18 protein-coding genes and 1 pseudogene are annotated in these 21,296 nt (G+C 42.0%); 6 read left to right on the forward strand and 13 right to left on the reverse strand.

Annotated elements, in window-relative coordinates:
- Window positions 1-307: 307 nt before the first annotated feature.
- Entirely contained in the window at window positions 308-673 is a 366-nt protein-coding gene (locus tag LC586_RS34010) for a VOC family protein (protein ID WP_229489899.1), read from the forward strand.
- A gap of 207 nt (window positions 674-880) precedes the next feature.
- Here the strand turns inward: LC586_RS34010 and LC586_RS34015 are convergent, their stop codons facing one another.
- Both LC586_RS34015 and murG read right to left on the reverse strand, forming a co-directional pair.
- Entirely contained in the window at window positions 881-2,224 is a 1,344-nt protein-coding gene (locus LC586_RS34015; protein WP_229489900.1) for a hypothetical protein, read from the reverse strand.
- A gap of 38 nt (window positions 2,225-2,262) precedes the next feature.
- Window positions 2,263-3,336, reverse strand: coding sequence for an undecaprenyldiphospho-muramoylpentapeptide beta-N-acetylglucosaminyltransferase (murG, locus tag LC586_RS34020; RefSeq protein ID WP_229489901.1), 1,074 nt, complete (start codon window positions 3,334-3,336; stop codon window positions 2,263-2,265).
- A gap of 85 nt (window positions 3,337-3,421) precedes the next feature.
- Between murG and LC586_RS34025 the strand changes: the two genes are divergently transcribed.
- The 3 genes from LC586_RS34025 (at window position 3,422) to LC586_RS34035 (ending at window position 6,793) form a co-directional block, all read left to right on the forward strand.
- Window positions 3,422-4,261: a DUF8623 domain-containing protein gene (locus LC586_RS34025; protein WP_229489902.1), complete on the forward strand. Its 840-nt coding sequence runs from the start codon at window positions 3,422-3,424 to the stop codon at window positions 4,259-4,261.
- A 334-nt stretch (window positions 4,262-4,595) separates the two neighbouring features.
- Complete coding sequence (gene iscB / locus LC586_RS34030) at window positions 4,596-5,879, forward strand: RNA-guided endonuclease IscB (protein WP_229489903.1); 1,284 nt, start codon at window positions 4,596-4,598, stop codon at window positions 5,877-5,879.
- Between the two features lie 140 nt (window positions 5,880-6,019).
- Window positions 6,020-6,793 (forward strand): SDR family oxidoreductase, encoded by a 774-nt coding sequence (locus LC586_RS34035; RefSeq protein ID WP_229489905.1) that lies wholly within the window; start codon window positions 6,020-6,022, stop codon window positions 6,791-6,793.
- A gap of 7 nt (window positions 6,794-6,800) precedes the next feature.
- Here the strand turns inward: LC586_RS34035 and LC586_RS34040 are convergent, their stop codons facing one another.
- The 4 genes from LC586_RS34040 to LC586_RS34055 form a co-directional block, all read right to left on the reverse strand.
- Window positions 6,801-7,574, reverse strand: a complete 774-nt coding sequence (locus LC586_RS34040) for a hypothetical protein (RefSeq protein ID WP_229489906.1) — start codon at window positions 7,572-7,574, stop codon at window positions 6,801-6,803.
- A gap of 204 nt (window positions 7,575-7,778) precedes the next feature.
- Window positions 7,779-8,186, reverse strand: a complete 408-nt coding sequence (locus tag LC586_RS34045; protein ID WP_229489917.1) for a hypothetical protein — start codon at window positions 8,184-8,186, stop codon at window positions 7,779-7,781.
- Window positions 8,187-8,849: 663 nt separating this feature from the next.
- The gene (locus tag LC586_RS34050; RefSeq protein ID WP_229489907.1) at window positions 8,850-9,500 is read right to left on the reverse strand and encodes a hypothetical protein; all 651 of its coding nucleotides are present in this window, start codon (window positions 9,498-9,500) and stop codon (window positions 8,850-8,852) included.
- Between the two features lie 202 nt (window positions 9,501-9,702).
- Window positions 9,703-10,803, reverse strand: coding sequence for a D-alanine--D-alanine ligase family protein (locus LC586_RS34055; protein WP_229489908.1), 1,101 nt, complete (start codon window positions 10,801-10,803; stop codon window positions 9,703-9,705).
- Between the two features lie 768 nt (window positions 10,804-11,571).
- Here LC586_RS34055 and LC586_RS34060 point away from each other — a divergent pair.
- Window positions 11,572-13,263, forward strand: a complete 1,692-nt coding sequence (locus LC586_RS34060; RefSeq protein ID WP_229489909.1) for an NAD-binding protein — start codon at window positions 11,572-11,574, stop codon at window positions 13,261-13,263.
- A gap of 57 nt (window positions 13,264-13,320) precedes the next feature.
- Here LC586_RS34060 and def read toward each other — a convergent pair whose 3' ends face one another.
- Both def and LC586_RS34070 read right to left on the reverse strand, forming a co-directional pair.
- Window positions 13,321-13,851, reverse strand: a complete 531-nt coding sequence (def, locus tag LC586_RS34065) for a peptide deformylase (RefSeq protein ID WP_229489910.1) — start codon at window positions 13,849-13,851, stop codon at window positions 13,321-13,323.
- 151 nt (window positions 13,852-14,002) lie between these two features.
- Entirely contained in the window at window positions 14,003-15,244 is a 1,242-nt protein-coding gene (locus tag LC586_RS34070; RefSeq protein ID WP_229489918.1) for an HhoA/HhoB/HtrA family serine endopeptidase, read from the reverse strand.
- Window positions 15,245-15,407: 163 nt separating this feature from the next.
- On the opposite strand from LC586_RS34070, the gene dnaA reads away from it, so the two are divergent.
- The gene (gene dnaA / locus LC586_RS34075) at window positions 15,408-16,787 is read left to right on the forward strand and encodes a chromosomal replication initiator protein DnaA (RefSeq protein ID WP_229489911.1); all 1,380 of its coding nucleotides are present in this window, start codon (window positions 15,408-15,410) and stop codon (window positions 16,785-16,787) included.
- A gap of 567 nt (window positions 16,788-17,354) precedes the next feature.
- Here dnaA and LC586_RS40435 read toward each other — a convergent pair.
- The 5 genes and pseudogenes from LC586_RS40435 to LC586_RS34100 all read right to left on the reverse strand — a co-directional run bounded on the left by LC586_RS40435 (window position 17,355) and on the right by LC586_RS34100 (window position 20,646).
- Window positions 17,355-17,567, reverse strand: a complete 213-nt coding sequence (locus LC586_RS40435) for an SUMF1/EgtB/PvdO family nonheme iron enzyme (protein WP_233715779.1) — start codon at window positions 17,565-17,567, stop codon at window positions 17,355-17,357.
- A 331-nt stretch (window positions 17,568-17,898) separates the two neighbouring features.
- Window positions 17,899-19,179: a phthiocerol/phthiodiolone dimycocerosyl transferase family protein gene (locus LC586_RS34085; RefSeq protein WP_229489912.1), complete on the reverse strand. Its 1,281-nt coding sequence runs from the start codon at window positions 19,177-19,179 to the stop codon at window positions 17,899-17,901.
- Between the two features lie 86 nt (window positions 19,180-19,265).
- Window positions 19,266-19,451, reverse strand: a pseudogene (locus tag LC586_RS34090) (GMC family oxidoreductase N-terminal domain-containing protein); the annotation flags it as partial.
- Between the two features lie 202 nt (window positions 19,452-19,653).
- On the reverse strand, window positions 19,654-20,235 hold the full coding sequence (locus tag LC586_RS34095) for a hypothetical protein (RefSeq protein WP_229489913.1): 582 nt from the start codon (window positions 20,233-20,235) through the stop codon (window positions 19,654-19,656).
- Window positions 20,236-20,385: 150 nt separating this feature from the next.
- Entirely contained in the window at window positions 20,386-20,646 is a 261-nt protein-coding gene (locus LC586_RS34100; RefSeq protein ID WP_229489915.1) for a hypothetical protein, read from the reverse strand.
- Window positions 20,647-21,296 lie beyond the last annotated feature (650 nt).

Genomic DNA, 21,296 nt, shown 5'->3' on the forward strand with positions numbered 1-21,296 from the left:
ATAAGTGCGGTTAGTTGTTTTATAATCAGGCGGTTTTGTCTTTGCCTGTGAATCTACTTTACAATGCTTTACAAAATTTAATCAAGTTTTATTACTTCAGGAAAGCTGATATAACATATTAGCTTTATTTATTTAAGGGTTAAGTTAAGTGTTTGCGGGTGTTTCAAATATATTGAACACAGAATTTAGATATGTTTACTTTGGTGTCAGCGCTGAAAAGATAAAATTAAAAAGGAACATTGTTGTTATCGACTCTGGATAGAGAGTTGATATCGATTACTACCGAAATTAGGAGGGAATGTGTGACATGACAATTACTCTAAATCACACCATAGTGCCCGCATACGACAAGGAAGCATCGGCAAGGTTCTTTGCAAAAATTTTTGGTTTAGAGGTTGAGGTTCCCGTTGGTCACTTCGCTGCTGTGCATATAAATGATTCATTGACGCTCGACTTCGCCGACGCTGAAGCGTTTGAGCAACATCATTATGCGTTCCATGTCAGTGATGAAGAATTTGATGCAATTTTTGCCCGCGTGAAAGAGGCAGGTATTGAATACAGTAGCGACCCCATGCATGAAAATAAAGGACAAATTAACCACTGGAACGAAGGTCGTGGCTTCTATTTCTATGACTCCGATGGCCACAACTTAGAATTGTTGACCCGTACATAGATTTTTGACATCAAGTCAATGCATTAGGGATTTCTAAGAAATAAATTATCCAAATAAACTAGGACTTACGCACGAGTAACGGAAAACGAACCACAGAGGGCGCAGAGAAGCCAGTGCGCCCTTGCGGTTAAGAGACTTGAAGCAACTGGCGCGTCACGGAGGAATGAGAGTTTGAGAGGGTTTTTGCGTAAGTCCTATGGAAGTCCCTTACTTTTTTACTAAAAAATATGCTGTAGCGTACTCCGGCAATTGGCTGATATTCTGCCTAAATTCTTTTTGACTCTTAAAAATACCTGCCAAAAAATCGAGTTGATAAAGATTGGGTAAAAAGGCTCCGCCTGTATCAGCCATAACTCCCATTTGCAGATGTTTGCGGCCACCTTTAGTATGCTCAATAACAATCACTCTACCTAAACCAATATTCAGCACATCTCCAGCAAAGGTTACTCCTGGTTTAATAGAAATTTTTGCATCTATTTTGTATCCATAGCCTTTAATGGCATCAACCTCTCTAAAATACCAATAACGCTTTTGTGCTGTTGCCTTTAATCCGCGAATATAAGACATTCCATTATTTCTATCTACATTAAAAAATGCCCTATAACCATCTGTAAAGTTAATTAGAATGGTTCCTTGCATCAACGCTTCTTCTAACCCAGTTCTAGTTAGATAAGCAAGACTTTTAACTTTTCCAAATTCTTTACCGCCTGGTTCATAAATACCAGACAAAACATCCTGCTTTGTGTATTTGGTGTAAAAAGTATTTTTATTAGAGTTATCTTTTAAGCTATAAATTGGTGTATTAAAAGTAGAGTTTTTTTTGCGAGAGCCGGAGTGAGTAAATACTGCATATTTGGTAATTCTTAATTGCTTTTGTTTTTTGTCTTTTGGATTATAAGCAGTCCATTTAATAACTCGAAAATTGGAATTGATAAACTTGGGGTCTTGTAAACGAGTAGCTCGATTATTAGCAATATCCTCTTTTAAGACAGCAATCATGAAATCTAACGTCTTGAGGACATCTGGCACAGTGACCCCTTGAGTAGCAAGCATTCCTGTACGTAGAATATCTGGGTCTTCTGAACTATAATCTTGAAAATATTTTCTAGTATTAACAAGAACAGTTAATAAATCTCTTTGATTGAAGTTGACCTTACTAATTGGCAGTTTGACTGGAGTAATAACCTGGCTGCCATTAATACTAAATTTATATTTTTTGAACTCATCGACAACTGGATAGGGTGCAGATGCGGCTAACAAATCCTGTTGAGATGAAAAAGCATTTTGCTTGCCTATAATCTCATCAGATGTTTGTTGAGTGATTAAAGAATTTTTAAATCTCAAATCAAGTTGATCAGAAACTTGATTTGAGGTGAAGTAAATCTGTGATTCAAGTGGGTTAAAATTTTCTTGCTGAGTAAAAAACTGATCTTGTTGGGCTAGCTGTTTAGTTTTTGACTGAGTATATAGATGGCTACTGGCTAAACCGACAATCAATAAGGCAGCACAACCTATTGTGAAGCGAAATTTTTGGCTGGATAAGATATTCATAACTGGGAAAATAAATTTTTAATGCTAAATAATCAAGGTTATCTTTCTATCACCTCACGCACTAACTGCGCCAACTTTTCGGCACTATCGGGAACTGCGATCGCTTTTGCTTTTTCCCCCATCTTTGCTAACTCATCCGGTGATTGCAACAAATTCAACACATTACTTTGCAATATTTGTGCCGTCAACTCTGACTGCTTCAGTGTTAACGCCGCACCAGATGAAGTAAATACGTCTGCATTATAAGATTGATGATCTTCTGCGGCAAACGGGTAAGGAATCAAAATCGCTGGCGTTCCACATACTGCCAATTCTGTCAAGCTACCAGCACCAGAACGACTAATGGCAAGAGTTGCTCGTTGCAACAACGCTGCCATATTGTTGTAAAAAGGTAAGGCTATGTACTGTGGATGTTTGAGGCTATCCACTTCTGGATCGCGATCGCCAGTTAAATGTACTACATATACACCAGCATCAAACCAAGCGTTTGCAGATTCGCGTACTAACTTATTGACTGCAACTGCCCCCTGGCTACCACCAAAGACAACAATTAAAGGAACACCATCAGGAATAGCTAAATCGAGAGGTGCATCAATTGCCCCATCGAGAAATTGCGCTCTAACTGGAGTACCAACGTAGACATTTTTAGCACGAGGCAAATACTTAGCAGCTACTTCAAATCCCAAGGCTACCGCACTACACCAAGGGCCAAAAAAGCGAGTTACTTTACCAGGTATTGCGTTAGATTCGTGAAAAACCACGGGTAAACCGAGGGAACGCGCCGCAATAACGGCTGGCCCGGCAATGTAACCCCCTGTGGTAAACACCCCTTGAAAATTCCCCTGTTTTAAAATTCGTCTGACTTCTATAATCGAACCAGCGAGTTTACCCAAAATGCGAATCGAGGAGAGTCCAAACCCTTGCTGAAACCCTTCAACTGCAATAGTATTCAAGGGATACTCTTTAGGGACAAGTTGAGTTTCTAGCCGATTGGGTACTCCCAGCCATTCGATTTGATAATCTGGCAATTTTTGTGCCAGTGCGATCGCTGGAAACAAATGTCCACCAGTCCCACTGGCAGCTATTAATAATCGTATCGGTGCGTTTGCCATCAAACCTCTACCGTTTAGCGTCTAGCTTAACTAAGATAAAACAATTTCCTTACTTTCTCTCATCAAATCAGTAAACTCTTAACCAATGACAAACATTATTACCGCTTTAGGGAGACGACAACTCAGATTTCCAGCTAGTATCTGGCTGGTTTCGTTCCTGCTAACCCTTGGTTTAACAAGTGGTTGGCAACGCACTCAAGCGGCGACACCACAGCAATTAGCTCAAGCTGGTACAGTTCAAAATGCACCAGCCGATCTGAAAAACCTGCTGACACAAGTTGATGCAGCCGCCAGCCGAGGCGATGTTAAAGGGGTGTTGCAATTCTACAGCCCCAACTTCACTCATGGCGATGGATTAAACCTGCAAACCCTGGAAAAGTCTTTGACTTCACTTTGGCAACGATATCCCAAGTTGCAATACAGTACAAAACTACTATCTTCAAAATCTGAAGGCAATGGGATTATTGCCGAAACAGAAACGAAGATAACTGGCTTACCCTCCGGTAACAGTAATAATTCGGCTCTCAATGCCACGATTAAATCGCGTCAGCGCATTGTAGGCGGAAAAATAGTCCGCCAAGATATTTTGTCAGAACGCACCCAACTTACCTCTGGCAGCAAGCCGCCCCAAATTGATATTAAATTACCAGAGCAGGTACAAGTTGGTCAGAAGTATAATTTTGATGCGATCGTTCAAGAGCCACTTGGTGATGATTTTCTATTAGGAGCAGCGCTAGAGGAACCCATTCAAGCAGATAAATTTCTCAACCCTACATCCGTAGATTTGCAATTACTAACATCTGGCGGACTGTTTAAAACGGGACAAGCACCATCTACCCCTGGTAGCCAATGGGTTTCTGCTGTCATCCTGCGGGGTAATGGGATGACGATGGTCACTCAGCGCCTGCAAGTGGTGAAGAAATAGAGACGCGATTAATCGCGTCTGTCCAGGAGTTAGGAGTAGAGACGCGATTAATCGCGTCTGTCCAGGAGTTAGGAGTTATAGACAAGTGATGATAAATTGTCAGACACCCCACGGCTAAAGCCGGGGGCTTTTCAAGCCCTAATCTGACCAGACTAAGTTCTTAACTGAACTACGTTAGAGGTAAGAGTTCAAGAACATACCAAGGGATGCGAAGCTAGTTCCTTGCTCTATAACTAAACAGTTAAACATCTGTACAAGGGTTAAGGAAGTGCTGTTTGGATAGTTACCGACCTCTAACATTGTCAAAGCTAACATTACCCGAAAGGAGGCACTTATGTGCAAAGTTCTATTAATCGACACTAATAAAAAATCTTTAGATCCAATTCACTCAGCACAGGCAAGACTTTTATTAAGAAATAGATTTGCAGCAGTTTATCGGCGTTTTCCATTCACTTTAATCCTAAAAGAATCTCGGCTCGATTCTCCAGTTCAACCACTGAGATTAAAGATCGACCCAGGTGCAAAATTCACAGGAATAGCGTTAGTTAATGATGCTACTAGAGAAGTTGTATTTGCAGCAGAGTTGAAGCACCGAGGTTTTGCAATCAGAGACGCAATAAATGCTAGAAGACAACTAAGACGTAGTAGAAGAAATCGCAAAACTCGTTACAGACGACCAAGGTTTTTGAATAGAACTCGTCCAGAAGGGTGGTTAGCCCCTAGCTTACAGAGTCGTATCGAGAATATAAAAACCTGGGTTGAGAGGTTACGTAAACTTACACCAATTACAGCAATCAGTCAGGAATTAGTCAGGTTTGATATGCAGCTAATGTGTAATCCTGATATCCAAGGGAAGGAATATCAACAAGGTACTTTGGCAGGTTACGAAACCCGTGAGTACTTGCTAGAAAAATGGAATAGACAATGTGTTTATTGTGGTACAAAGGATGTTCCATTTCAAGTAGAACACATTCATCCACGAGCTAGGGGAGGTTCTAACTCAATTACAAATTTAACGCTAAGTTGTGAAAAATGTAACGTCAAGAAAGGAGTTAAGGATATCAAAGAATTTCTGAAACTTGACCCAACAAAATTATCAAAAATTTTGGCACAAGTAAAAAGACCCTTAGCTGATGCAGCCGCAGTTAATACAACTAGATTTGCATTGCTGGCGCTTCTAAAAACAACGGGCTTGCCAGTAGAAGCAGGCTCAGGAGGTTTGACCAAGTTTAATCGTAGTCAACAAAAATTAGAAAAAACGCACTGGTTAGATGCTGCTTGCGTTGGTAAGTCAACCCCAATTTTAAATATCTCATGTGTTAAACCATTACTGATTACCGCTAATGGTCACGGCACTAGACAATCATGCAGAACGGATAAATTTGGATTTCCGAATAGATATGTGCCTAGATTTAAATTCGTTAATGGATTTCAGACTGGAGATATTATAAAAGCTGTTGTCACTAAGGGTAAAAAAGTTGGTGAATATGTTGGAAGAGTTGCAGTTAGAACTACTGGTAGTTTCAATATATCTAGTAGAAATGGATTAGTTCAAGGAGTTAGTCACAAGACTTGCAAAACAATTTACAAAAAGGACGGATACAATTATGCATTTTAAAACAACTTTGACGGCGATTGAAATCGCCTACCCCTTACCCCCATGCATAAATGCAGGGGTTTCCACGGGGAGAGGAATCTGATGAAACTTGTACTAATTCATAATTCATAACTATTAACTCCTCACTCCTAACTATCCTAATGACTTCCTTAGAAAATCAAATCATTTTGATCACTGGTGCAAGTAGTGGTATCGGTACTGCTTGTGCGAGAATCTTCGCAGGTGCGGGTGCAAAACTGATTTTAGCAGCACGACGGTTAGAACGTTTGCAGCAGCTAGCAGATACTCTGAGTAAAGATTTTAGTACTGAAATTTATTTACTACAAGTAGATGTGCGCGATCGCAACGCTGTAGAAGAAGCCATTTCTACTCTACCCTCTGCCTGGTCTAACATCGACATTCTTATTAACAATGCTGGTCTAAGTCGTGGTTTAGACAAGTTGCACGAAGGCAGTTTTCAAGACTGGGAAGACATGATTGATACTAACGTTAAGGGTTTACTTTACGTGTCCCGCTATGTCGTTCCGGGAATGGTAAGCCGCGATCGCGGTCATGTGGTAAATTTAGGTTCCATTGCTGGACATCAAACCTATCCCGGTGGTAATGTCTACTGTGCTACCAAAGCTGCTGTAAGGGCAATTTCTGAAGGTTTAAAACAAGACCTTTTGGGAACGCGGGTACGTGTAACTTCCGTTGACCCTGGTATGGTAGAAACGGAATTTAGCAATGTGCGCTTTCACGGAGATGCTGAACGCGCCAACAAAGTCTACCAGGGAGTTACGCCCCTGACAGCAGATGATGTGGCTGATGTGATATTTTTCTGTGTCACGCGATCGCCCCATGTGAATATTAATGAAGTTGTGCTGATGCCTGTTGACCAAGCTAGCGCTACCCTAGTTAATCGGCGAACATGAGGAATAATTAAGCGGTCTTAAAAAATCGAATAATTTCGCGGACATGATCGAGAAATTGCCCGTCGGTGGAAAGTTGCGCGATCGCAGTTCGTGCTTCTCTCGCCAAACGCTCATGTTCAGTTTGATTTGTCGCCCGTAATTCTTCTAAGTTAGCCGCGATTCGGGCTAAATCTTTGCGAGTTTCTTCGGCAAAGCGTTGTTGAGTTGCGGGTAATGAATAAGATTGTTCTGGGTTAAGTTGCTCCTCGAATGACTGGATTTTTTGTTCCAATATAGAGAAGCGATCGCGCAGTTCAATAATATCTTCGCGGGGATACTTCCATTCTTGGCGAATCATCGCTAACCGCGCATATAAATACTCATACGCCCGAATCGCTGGACGCAGAATTGTTAATAACAAAGCTGCACCAGAACTTATATATCCAACTGTACTAATACCAGTGGCAGCAAGAGTATAAAGACCAACGGCTGAGAATAAGTGTAAAGCAATGGCAACCCAGAGCGATCGCTTTGCCAACACTGTGACATACTTCACTTGTTTCTCATCGACTGGAATTCCTTTCTCTTTAGATTGTGCTGCTTCTGCTAAGACTTCTTTTGCTTGAAAATGCACATTCCACGGGACGGTAACAATTACCAACAGCCACCAAAAGCTTGCACCACCAATCACCCAATCAAGAAAGTTACCAGCAGGGATGTGTAACCATTGCAGTAAGCCAAAAGCTGTTAGCACCACAAACACAATTCCAGCAATGGAACTGATGAAAAAGTTGATATACATCTTACCCTGTCTCCGGTGAAACTATACCTCGATCATGACTATGCCCCAGCAGTTATACGGAAATTATTGTGATGGTTTTTCTATTTGCACACACCAGCTTCTCAATGAGATAGCTACGCCAATTAGGTTGATTATCTTTGCTACTCTTTTGGGGAAAGTAGTAACAGAAATGATTGTGATGGTTTTTCTAGTTGCACATAGCAGCTATTGGATGAGATAACTACGCCAAATTGGTTGAGTATTTTTACTAACCTTTTCTGGAAGTAGCAATCGCCAGGTTTTGCCTTCTTGCTGAATTTGCAGGTAAACATCAAAAGGTTTTTTTGGTTGCGTCAAGCGCCGTTTTGGTAGCTTTACAATCAAGTCGTAGGTTCCCCGAACATGGAAAGCTGGTAAATTTTCAATGGTTAGGGGTTGTTCCTGGGTAATTGATAGCCGCTTGATTTCAAATCCTTGAAAATTTAGATCCAACTGCTGGCTAAGTTTTTGTTGAGTTTGCTCTAGCCCAAGTGCGATCGCTTTTTGCACTAACTCTCTAGTCGGTAGCAGTCCGATACTGCCACAAGCTGTCACTAGCACCAGCAATATTGCTGTCAAAACTAACCGCACTATGTTATTCACTGCCTGATCTGCTACTTTTATCCTTATCAGTTTAACCGGACAGACTGCTGCTTTTTCAGCGTCGAGTAACTCCTTTGCTTTTCACCAATATCATTTTTTAAGCACGTTCTTGAACCTCACCCCCAACCCCTCTCAATGCTAAGGCTATCGTGTACACACAAGTCTTGCCGCAGCCATATCTTTATAAATAAATCTTGCACTGCGTTTCTATCCCGCCTCGGAATGAATTCCGAGTCTCATAACTAAAGTCCACTCAAGTGGACTAAATGATCAATTCAGTCCACTTGAGTGGACTTCAGCTATCAGCCCTGAACTTCAGTTCTGGGCGGGATGTCGGTGAGTATGGCTAGATAATTTTTCGACTTGTGCGTACACCATAGGCTAAGGAGAAGAGAGTAGACCTCTTAAGCCCCTAACAGCCCACCCCCAACCCCTCCCCGATGCTTTGGGGAGGGGAGCGTTTGCTTTACTCAAATGCGGGGTGGGGTTCTTTATTTTTGATTTATGCAAGAGGTCTAGTGTTTACGTTCAGCAAATCCGGGGTGAGGTTGCACCGGAGAACCGCTATTATCCTCATATTAGTAAAGGCACGGTATAACCGTGCCTTTATTCGCAAAAAATATTATTTTGACAGGTTTTTGCTTTACAGGAAATTTAATACTGGCGTAAAATTGCAGACAATGAACTATCTTTACGAAGATCCATTAAGTCTGCTAAAGATTCTGTGCGCGTATCCAAGTGGTGCTTGTGTTCTGCTGGCAGAACCGTCACCAGATGTTTTGTTTTAGGTCGCACCTGCATAACGGGCATCAGTTGTGACTGTGGCACAAAGATTGGCTGGTTCTTGGGAGGGCGAGGTTCCAATCTTTGATAATGGTTCTGTGCCAAGCCTGCCTGATGACGGTTAACTAGTTTTTGGACTTTCTGCGGTTGCTTTGTCCAGGTGAGCATTCGGAAAATGAGCAAGCAACCACTACCACAACTGAGGACGATCGCAGCCACCATCCATAAAGGTGTAGGATTGCTATTCTCAGAGGGCGCATTGATTGGTTCTTCAACTATAACTGGGATTTTTTCTGGTTCTTCTTGTGTTACCTGTCCAGCATTACCTAAGCTATACAGGGCAAAAGCACCACCACCCAAAAACATGGCTAAACACCCAGTCAACAATAGCCAAGGATGATGTGCAACCAGATATATCAGAACGTTCGAGCTTTGTTTTAATCTCGATTTCCTGTTTGTCAGCTCTGGAGTAGCCCCTCTTAGTTGGGTTCGCTCGCGCTGTACACTCTGACTTTTTTCCATGATTACTTTCAGATTTGTACCCCTCTAGTCCATAAATTGTACTGGAGGAGTTAAGCATCAGGTATCCGTAACAAAATTTCAGATTTAAGTAGCTTTTTTTGTAAAATAGATGCTACTAAATCTGCCTAACTTTTGTCAAAGTTCTGTATTTATTGTGACTTTTCGGCGTAATAATCTAAAATCAGTTCGGTTATTTTCTCTGTCAGCTAGGAGAATGCCTTTCGATCGCAAGTTGAATTAACCGATCAACTAATTCTGGAAAGGAGACTCCACTATGGGCCCAGAGTTGGGGATACATACTAGTGGCAGTAAAGCCTGGCAAGGTATTTATTTCGTTAATCAAAACTTCTTGTGTCGCTTCCACATAGAAAAAATCTACCCTTGCTAATCCCGCAGCGTCAACGGCTGCAAAAGCTTGCAAAGCCATGTCCTGAATTTGACGAGCGATCGCATCTGGAAGCTGTGCAGGTATCAGTAAATCTGCCCGACCCTCAGTATATTTAGTTTCATAGTCATAAAAATCGCTGTCATAAGTAATCTCTCCAATGACAGAGGCTTGGGGTTGATCATTACCTAAAACGGCACACTCGACTTCTCTCGCTACAACACCAGCTTCTACAACCAGCCTTCGGTCATAACTGGCAGCATTATCTAAAGCGGCTTCTAATTCTTGGCGCGATCGCACTTTGGCAATACCCACTGATGAACCCAAGTTAGCAGGCTTGACAAAAGCGGGATAACCTAATGCTGCCTCAATTTCATCACACAGTTTCGGAAACACGCAAGGATTAGACCAAACTTGCGTTCTAGTTATCGCTTTGTATTTTACCTGTGGTAATCCCGCTTGTTCAAAGGCCATTTTCATGGCAATTTTATCCATCCCCAATGCCGAACCCAACACCCCAGAACCCACAAAGGGGACTTGCATCAAAGTCAGTAACCCTTGAATTGTCCCGTCTTCACCGTTGGGGCCGTGGAGAATGGGAAACCAAACATCTACTTGGGCAACTTGAGAGGGAGATTGCCACTTACTCAGGGTTTGGGCTTGAGGGTTGGATGTCAGATTTCCAACAGATGTTGATTGTTCAGCTTCCAATAGCGGAGTGCCGGTTTCTAAAACCTTTTCGGGTGCTTCTCCGGCTAGCCAGCGTCCATCTTTTTGGATGTAAAAAGGCAGGATTTCGTACTTATTAGCATTTTGCTCTGCACTCAAGGCTTTAGCGATCGCCCGTGCTGATTTGATTGAAACTTCATGTTCTCCCGAACGACCGCCAAACAGTAACCCCACGCGCAGCTTAGTCATTTTCGGTTCCTCGACACTTCTCAAGCAGATAGCGTATCACAACCTACAAAAATTCCCATATTTTTCTATATTATTTTATTGGCTGTTGAAACCCTACCTAGAAAAACTCTCCTATTTGAGGAGTTAGTGAGCGATCGCTCGTAAAGAGCGGGAAGCCGCTACGCGTCATGTATGCAATATACTGTTACCTATCTCCTTTTAAGAGATAGGCTTTGAATTTTACTCCCCGAACCTTATAGGGCTTGTCGTTAGGCACATTTTTGTAACAGTCCAAGTGTTGCGCTCACCCCAATACCGTTCGGTTAAGGAATTTTTTGGTTGAGGCAGGCTGTTCTTGAGCAGGGGGAGAAGAGAAGCTGTTCTTGAGAGAAGAATTGCTGAACAATAACCTTCTTTCCTCAAGAGCCTCAAGAGCCTCAAGAGCCTCCCCTGCTTATCCGAACGGTATTGGCGCTCACCCGATAGCCCGCCCAGAACTGAAGTTCGGCGGCTCATAGCTAAACTCCACTAAGCGTGGACTGAAATTTTCGTTTTTACAAAGTAAAACTATCTATATGGCTTAAACTCTTGTATTTAGTCCTCTTGAGAGGACTTTAGCTATTAGCCTTGGAATTTATTCCAAGGCGGGATAGCAACGAAGCAAAAATGCTCCCTGCCTCCAATTGAAACAATCGTGTTGTCAGCTACAGTTATATTCTAGGAAAGCGGGCAACAATATTGATAAATAACTAGAAATGCAGCCCTACCTGTAAAAGATGCTGCCGTTTCATGAAACCCCGAATTATTGTTTGTGGCTTAGGACGTACCGGATATAAAACCTTTCGTTTGCTGAGACACCAGGGAGCCTTCGTTGTTGGCATTCATCACCAATCTATCCCTGGCGAAACAGCAGGGGATGTGATTGTTGGCGATTTACAAGCAGCTGCTACCCTAACAGCAGCCGGAATTCAACAGGCACACACTTTAGTCATCGCTGGATCTAAAGATGCTCTGAATTTGTCTATTATGATGCAAGCGCGGGTGCTGAATCCCCAGATTCGGATTATCAACCGTTTTTATAATACAAATTTGGGGGAACGCCTAGATCAAAGTTTGCCAGATCACTTGAGTATGAGTGTTGTAGGATTAGCAGCACCCGTATTCACCTTTGCAGCAATGGGAAACCGAGCGATCGGACAAATCAAATTATTTCAGCAAACTTGGCCAATTCACGAAGAATACATCGATGAAAACCACTTCTGGAGGGGTTTAAAGCTGAGTGAATTGTGGGAAGACCGATCGCGGATGCTAATTTATTACTTGCCAGTAGAAGGTGAGATGGATTTGGTGTCAGGTGTAATATCTGGACAAGAAATCAAAGTGGGCGATCGCTTAATTATTGGTACACAACCTCGTATCCGTTCCCCCCGCAGATCATTGATTAAAAAACTGCTGAAAGCCCTAACCAATTTTAGGCAGTTTCAGGAACACGGGCGATCGGTAGTGGTGGGTGCTATTGTACTATTGGCAGTTATTCTGATTGCTACATTCACCTATATGTCGGCTGAGTTGAGTTTGTCTCCTGTCGATGCTCTATATTTTTCTGTCGGCATGATTACGGGAGCCGGTGGTAATGACAAAGTAGTAGAAAATGCTCCTAACAGTATTAAGTTATTTACTGTTGTGATGATGCTGATTGGAGCAGTGGTGATTGGTATTTGGTATGCCATGCTCACCGATTTTGTCTTAGGAAGCCGCTTTAAGCAATTTTGGGATGCAGCCCGAATTCCCCAGCGATATCACTACATTGTCTGTGGCTTGAGTGGTATTGGGGTGAGAATTGTCCAGCAACTTCACGCCAGTGGATATGAAGTTGTAGTAGTTGAACCCGACTCTAACAACAAATATATCAACACTGCCCGCGAACTGGGTATCCCCGTAATTCAGGGTGATGCCAGCTTTCGCACAATACTCAAAGTCAGCAATATAGACTCTGCCGCCGCAGTGCTTGCTGTTACTAGCAATGATGCTACCAATCTGGAAATTGCCCTCAAAGCCAAGGGACTGACACCAAGCATTCCGGTGATTGTTCATTATGCCGATCCCGATTTTGCTGGCATAGCGCAACAGCTATTTGGCTTCGAGGCGGTACTGAGTCCGGCTGAACTAGCAGCCCCAGCTTTTGCTGCTGCTGCGCTAGGGGGACGCATCCTCGGCAATGGCATTACAGCCGATAGTCTTTGGGTGGCTTTTGCAACTGTGATTACACCTTCACATGTCTTTTGTGGTCAGTGGGTCAAAGATGTAGCTATGTCTGCTGACTGTGTACCTTTGTACGTAGAGACAAATCACCAAACCCTTCACGGCTGGGATTTATTAGAAACTAAGCTCAGTGCTGGCGATGTTTTATATATGACGATGCCAGCCACGCGATTGTATCAATTGTGGCGGGGCGAACAGGTTTGCGAAGCACACGTTTAAATAATTCGTAATTCGTAATTAATACACTACTCCCCACTCCCCACTCCCCACTCCCATTTATTTATTAACTACTCGTTGTTGATATTCCTGCTCAGTAATCATATCGAGAGTGTTTTCTAGACGATCTACAAATACGATACCGTCGAGATGATCATACTCGTGTTGAAAAATCCGAGCGATAAAATCGGTTAATTTTTGCTTTTGTAACTCGCCTTGACAGTCAGTGTATTCCACTTCAATAGCTTTATATCGAGGAACTAACCCCCTAATTCCTGGAACACTTAAACAACCTTCCCAATCTTTGACAACTTCAGTTGAATGAGAAATAATTTTGGGATTAATCATAGCAGTAGGTTCCATTTCCGGGGCGTTGGGATACCTGGCATTAGGACGAGAAGCCACAATAAATAAACGATAGGATTGTGCTACTTGAGGCGCAGCAATACCCACGCCGTTAGCTTTGGCAACAGTAGCGATTAAGTCTTCAATTAACTTTTGGATATGCTCATCCTGAATATTCTCAACCCAAGCAGCTTTTTGGCGTAATGTTGGATTTCCTAATTGAATTATTGGCGCTAATTCACTCATGATAAAACTCCTTTAAGTAATGGGTAATGGGGAGTGGGGAGTGGGGAGTAGGGGATGAGAGAGCAGGGGAGGCAGGGGAGGCAGGGGGAGCAGGGGAAGCAAACTAATAACTAATGACTAATGACTAATGACTAATGACTAATGACTAACATCATCCCTCACGTCTGACGGGCAAAGGAGCAGGTTGGACTCCTACTTGGACAGTTTGCCCATTGCGTTCCACTTCTATTGGTAAATTAGTACCGATTTTGCTATTTTCTACTAGCTTTTGTACTTCTTCAATTTTAGTAACAGGCTGGTTATTAATGCTTTTAATCACATCACCGACTCGGAGTCCAGCCACCGATGCAGGCGATCGCGGGACTATATCAACCAGCAAAACGCCCTCATCTGCTGTAAGATTTAAGCGATCGCCTGCTTTATCTTTTATTCTTTCTTTAATATCTGGTGTCAGTGTCACCATCTGAACACCCAAATAAGGGTGATCCACTTTCCCGTTAGCAATTAATTCTTGGGCAATTCTTTGCACAGTGTTTATGGGGATAGCAAATCCCAAACCTTGAGCGCCTCGGATAATAGCTGTATTCATCGCAATTACCTGGCCACGAGCATTAAGCAATGGGCCACCAGAATTACCAGGGTTAATTGCAGCATCCGTTTGGATGTAATCAACCCGCTTGTCGCTAGCACCGATATCGCTACTAGAACGACCTGTAGCACTAATAATCCCAGAAGTGACGGTATTATTCAAGCCTAACGGGTTGCCAATGGCGATGACTGCTTCTCCTGGTTGCAAAGCATCGGAATTACCCACAGCTAGGGTTGGCAGATTATTAGCATCAATTTTGATCACAGCTACATCCGTTACCGCATCTTCACCCAGTACTTTACCGTCAAAAGTCCGCCCATCTTTGAGTGTGACAGTCACTCTATCAGCACCATCTACCACATGAGAATTGGTCAAAATTTGACCTGAAGAATTAATGATAAATCCAGAGCCGCTACCCCGCTCTACCCGTTGTCTAGGCTGTGGCGCACCATCTCCAAAAAACCGCCGGAAAAATGGATCGTTAAATTCGTCTGGTACGCGAGAAGTGATTGTGCGGGAAGAATCAATGCGAACTACCGCAGTCCCCACACTTTGCACTACTTTTACCACAAAATTAGGATCTTCAGACGAAGAGATAATTGGCGGGGGGACAATTACCCGATTGGGTTCTATTGTCCTTTGGGCTTGGGTCTGGCTTTGTCGAGTCTCAAAGGTTTTAGCAGGTAAAAGAGAGCAGCTCCCCAGGAACACCACTGCTACCCCGGATGAGAGCATCCACAACCTGTGAGGTAAACCCCTGGTATTAATCTTTTTGGGCGCTAAATCATGGTTTGTTGTCTTCATCTGTCGTTGCTTCTCCATATCAATCACTGGTGTTAGGATCTTGCCTACCGGGTATGTCCCAAAATGATTACAACTTAAAAGCTTATTCTAGGTCTAGCGTGTCTGGATGCTAAATTAGTGCTTTCTCTTCTATTGTGACGGTTAGCAGCAAGGGTGGTGGATAATGGAAATTCCCATAGAAAGTCTGTGGAGTCAGGTACTAGAGCGCCTACAGCTTGAACTATCCCAGCCCACCTTTGAAACTTGGATCAAAACTGCTAGTGCAGAGCGATTAGAAAATAATTGCTTGGTAATCCGTACTCCTAACCCATTTGCTCGTAATTGGTTACAGAAGTATTACATCAATACCATTGCTCATGTGGTACAAGATATTCTGGGTCATCCCGTAGGAATTTACATTACTGTTGCTCAAGGTGATGAAGTTTCTCATTTGAGTGAACGAGAGGTTTCTTGTGAATCACCAAATCCTAGCAGTATTTCTGAAGCTGTTCCTAATCACAATCATAAAACTACTGAATTAAACTCTAAATATGTCTTTTCACGGTTTGTAGTTGGTGCTAACAATCGGATGGCTCACGCTGCTTCTTTGGCAGTTGCGGAATCTCCAGGTAAAGAGTTTAATCCTTTATTTTTATGCGGTGGCGTAGGTTTGGGTAAAACTCATCTCATGCAGGCTATTGGCCACTATCGCTGGGAAATTTCGCCTAATTGTAAAATATTTTATGTTTCGACTGAGCAGTTTACTAATGATTTAATTACAGCGATTCGTAAAGATAGTATGCAAAGTTTTCGAGAGCATTATCGAGCCGCCGATGTTTTATTAGTTGATGATATTCAATTTCTTGAAGGGAAGGAATACACCCAAGAAGAATTCTTTTATACTTTTAATACTTTACATGAAGCTGGTAAACAAGTTGTCATTGCTTCCGACCGTCCTCCTAACCAGATTCCTAGCTTGCAAGAACGGCTTTGTTCTCGGTTTTCTATGGGGTTAATCGCAGATATCCAAAAGCCGGATTTAGAAACTAGAATGGCAATTTTGCAAAAAAAAGCTGAGGATGAAAATATTAGTCTTCCCCGCGACGTGATTGAGTATATTGCTTCTAACTATACTTCTAATATTAGAGAATTAGAAGGAGCTTTAATTCGGGCGGTAGCTTATATTTCTATTTGGGGCTTACCGATGACGGTAGAAAATATCACACCAGTTTTAGAACCGCCCAACGAAAAAATGGCAGCTACCCCAGAAGCAATTTTAAAGGTTGTAGCGGATAATTTTGATGTTTCAATAGACGATCTCAAAAGTAACTCACGACGAAGAGAGATTAGCTGGGCGCGTCAAATAGGAATGTATCTCATGCGCCAACACACATCTCTGAGTTTGCCGAGAATTGGCGAGGAGTTTGGTGGTAAAGACCATACAACAGTAATCTATAGTTGCGATAAAATTACCCAACTCCACCAGAGCGATCGCACTTTAGCACAAACAATCCGCCAACTGAGCGATCGCATCAATATGACTAGTACATCACAGCGTAAATAAACATACCATTCAAAATAGCGCAAAAGCTTAGGATACAATTATGCGTGAATGCGTGACTTCCGCCTTGCGGTACTGGCCGTTCTCAAAAACCATCCTGAAGATGTATTTGAAGTTTTCCACAACCACAACTCTGATAATTAGCATTAACGGCTGAATAATTAGTCAAGAATATTAAATAACGGATAAAAATTGATTAAATTTAACTTATATTGTGGGAAAATCTTACTTTTTGTGGATGTATCTGTGGAAAACTTGAAATTTTGCTAGTAAAACTTAATTAAGTATAATTACCTTGTGGAAAATTACTTGAGTTTTTCCACAAGTTTTCCACAAGGTAAACTTGCGTAACTATGATTGCAACAGAAATTGTAAAATTTTCTAGTAGTCTGTCAAGTTTGCTGAGTTTGTAGTGAGCGCTTTAGCGCTCAAATCAAAGACTAAAGTCCTGACTACCAACTTACTCATCCATCATAATGATAAATAAATGGGATGAGTCGGACAACTGTTCGACCTCGCAGCCTACCAAGCTATCCGACCCGGTTTTATATTCGGAGATTGTTACCAACCTCACTGGAGTAGGTCTGGACTCTTCTTGGGTACACCCGATAAATTCCCATTCATCAGTTCTGACAGCAGAAGAGTGCTGAGGGGAGCAGCAACTACAACCCGAAAACCCACGTTGTTGTTCCTATTGTCACGCGCGTTCCTGTTGCGATTCGCCGAACGGTAGTTCCTCGGATTGTTGTTCCACGAACCACCACGCAGCAGCCGGAAAACCAATCGAGATTATGCTAAAAAAAATAGCACCAGAAAAATTTCTAGACCATTAATGAAAAGAAATTTTCCTAGCTCTTGTGCAAATGCGATGATGTAGATGACACTGTTTCTAGTAGAAGCACGTCACCTGCGCGGACATTGCCAACGATGATCGCTGGTCGAAAGGATGGCGGGACTTATGTGTCGCTCACGGGATTCAGATGTGTCATTCAGCACCCGTGCTGGGTTGGACGGTCTGCCTCTAGGATCTGTGATGCTTTGCTTCAACTCAGCGTGGATGCCGACCGATTGGGAGTACCAACTAGCCTTTTTTTAGATATCAGAGTAGCATTTGCTACCCAACTTCTACAAGGGCAGTAAGCAATTGTTCCATAGCTGTGTTTTTTATGTTGTAGGCGTTTGCATCAGGCACAAGAGACTCTTGGTAACGACAAAGAAAACACATTTTATCTTGAAGTGTTGCTACACTTATCAAAAGTGGTAGAGATTTTGCCCCCGTAGCCATAAAATAAAATTCCTGTAGCTGTAAATTTCCAAACTCCTGTTTAATATTTAGATTCCCCAAATTAGTAATTACAATATCTATTCCTCCTAAATCTCTAGCATCTAAAGTTTCCTCACCTTTGTTAGAATTACTAGACAATAAGGCTCTTGCTTTTAGTACATCGTCAAATATTTTTCCGTCTGCTACCAATTGATTGAGCTTATATTTAACTTCACGTGCTAAATCCCAAAAATCGGTCTTTTGGTTTAATCGATGAGCCGTGACTTGTCGAGTAATGTATTCTCCCAGATTTTTGCCAACATCAATTGTTAAATAGTTACGGATATTTATTGGAGTAAGACACTTGAGAATAATCTCATTATGAGATTTGATTTCAGCAGCGATCGCTAAAAAAAATGCAGCGCATAAAGCACCGTGAACAGAAGTTTTCTCTTCTCGACAGCGAGCTATAAGCTTGGTAGTTTCCCAAGGAGATAGCGTCCAACGAAACAGGCGAATGGGAAATGTTTCTAAAGTATTTACTCCCTGATTATTTCGATAAGTTGTTGTTAATATAGATTTCAATTCTATCGAACTATCTAAATCTTCCTCAACCCAATTTTTTGTCGCATTAGGGATAATTTCATCAACAGGAGGCAAGTCTGGTAAAAGCTCACGAGGGCTGTCTGGTTCACCAATAAATTGCAAGATATCTCGGATCAGATAAGCTCCTGATAAACCATCACCAATGCAATGATGAAAAGTAATTATTAGGTTAGAAATATCAGGTGAGTGCAGCAACAATACGCGTAGCAGTGGCTCTTTGTTCCAACTCAAAGGCTGACGTAATTCTTCTATCATCTCCCAACACCAATGTTCTTCTCCTTGCCGCTCAATTACTCGTAGTGGAATAGGTGGAACATTTTCTAAGGAAAATTGTGGCTGATTTTGATTATTAATGACTATTTTTACTCTTAACCGAGAATGCCTCAGTTGTAGCCAAGCCAAAGCTTCAGTTAATAACTCAATTGTAAATGACCCATTAATGGTCGCCGACAAGGTAACATTTTCCGGGCTGTTGTTGTATGACAACCACATCAACTGTTCTGATGCTGTAAGAATGCGATTCATGGCAATTACAAGGATTGTAGTGTCTTATCTATAAATGTCTTAGTGTGCAACACCCCTCAAACGTAGGCTAATCAATCCTACTAGAGTTGTTGACCGACTTTGCTACCACCTTCGGTTACGCTCAACTCTCCATTAACTCCGTGGTATGCGTCGGCATCGCAGTGCTGGTTCTCAGATTTCTTGAAATAGGGTAATACATCTTGGTACGACCAACCGGGATTCCCCAATGAGTGCCAGTGATCATAATCGTGATGATTACTCCGGGTATAAATCTCAGTTGATTCTTCACCTCACCAGCAATCTTACAGTACTGTCCTAACCGAGGTCTAGCGGTCTAACGGATGGCGCGTCACCGGAGGACGATAATCCTTGCATCATAACCGATAGCGTAAACTTCCGTTTCGAGTGCACGCCTTTGTTAGACATGGTTGTAAACAAATGATTAACAATTCTGGACATAAGCTCAAATAGAAATTATTTAAAGTCAATGAATGGCCATATAACTATGCCCATAACAAATATCAAAACAAGCGCAATAACAACAATTAAAGGATTAGGTAACAATCTTCCTATCCACATCCAAACTACTCCGCCAAGGAATGGAAAAGCTAAACCACAGATCATGCCTATTATATTCGTGACACGTCGTCCAATCGGATTCGGAAAAGTTTTTAGATCAGATTTAGAGTTGTCTTGCCCACGGCGTAAGGTATGTTCATCATCACGAATTGCTCGATGAGCAGCAATCACACCCAGTAATGTAGCAAAAGATGATCCAACACCCAGCGCAACCATTGCCTGACGTAGTATTGTTAATGTCGAAATAAACGACATTTTATCGGAGCTTGAAACAGACAATGAAGTGGCTTCAGCACTAAGGGAAAAGCCGTAGGCAATAAATAATAGCCCCTGTAAAGTAATCATCCACATTATTCTCTGATTGACAAGGTTGTCTTCGTGTTCTATCTTGGCTCGAATACGATCGTAAAGACGTTCAACTTCCTCTTTTATGAAGTTCTCAGGCATGTTTTTACTCATATGCTTGACTCTAATCATGGTAAACCTACAAAAGTAAAAATGGCGATTTCGGAAAAATGCTCTTGAAGAAGTACTGCAGTTTAGACTAAAGCAAGCAAAAATAGCTCGACATTTGAAGCAATTGTCTGCATATCGAACAATAAAATAAAACCAGAGCAATAAAAGAGATTAAAAGCAGTTAAGCAGTATTTTTAGATACTTTCTTAGGCTTGGTAAAAGCTTTTTTGACAATGGGATAACGAGTCCGTGGCGCTCTAGGTCTACCAGGAGTCCAACCAGGAGACTTTCCTCTGGGTTTGCAGTAGCCCTACAGATGCTCTGGCGATCGCCTCCGTCGCGCAGTTGTGATTTACCAGGTCGGGGATCGCTGTAACAAGCGTCAATGCAATGATCAGCCAAGGTGCGATCATGACAAAATTCCGTTGCCAAGCAGGTTCATCGCGCAGTCTCGCTTGGCTCCGTAGTACGCCTTGACACCAAAATGGAAAGGTACTGAGGACAGCGGCAAGGTATAACAGTCCAGCATTAACCCTCTGTCACCTTCGGCAGATAATAATCTGTAACCCCTGCCCAGACAGGATTTTACCTATAGAGCTTTGTTTGGAAGTTTCTATTAATTTGCGATCGCTAATCTTCTCACTAAATCTAGGTTTCATCATTTAGCCTCAATAGACTTGTCCTGAAATTTATAACCCAGTCTGTACAAGGGTTTTCAAGCCTGGCTATATGTCTTCAATCAACGGAGCAATAAGGGTTTGGTATAGTTGATGATAGTTTAGAGACAAAAAATAGGATTTTTAAATTTTGAACTCTAACAATATTTATTATGCTCTAAAATACCCAAAACCTATATAAGGTAGGTTTTAGGATTTATAAAGATAAAATTTTATATCCTATTTTTAGACTAATTTAATTTTAGGACGGGTCTAATTTTATTTCCCCGGAGTGACAAAAGCGGTTGACGGACGAGGCTATGTCCGCAATGGATGAAAGAAACCAATAGATATCGCCGAAAAAAGTTTATATTAAAATTGTGTCTTGAAAGTTTTGACCGCTCCCTCAATGGTGTTCTTCGCCCG

This window comes from Nostoc favosum CHAB5714 (genome assembly GCF_020829495.1).
GTDB classification, from domain to species: domain Bacteria; phylum Cyanobacteriota; class Cyanobacteriia; order Cyanobacteriales; family Nostocaceae; genus Nostoc; species Nostoc favosum.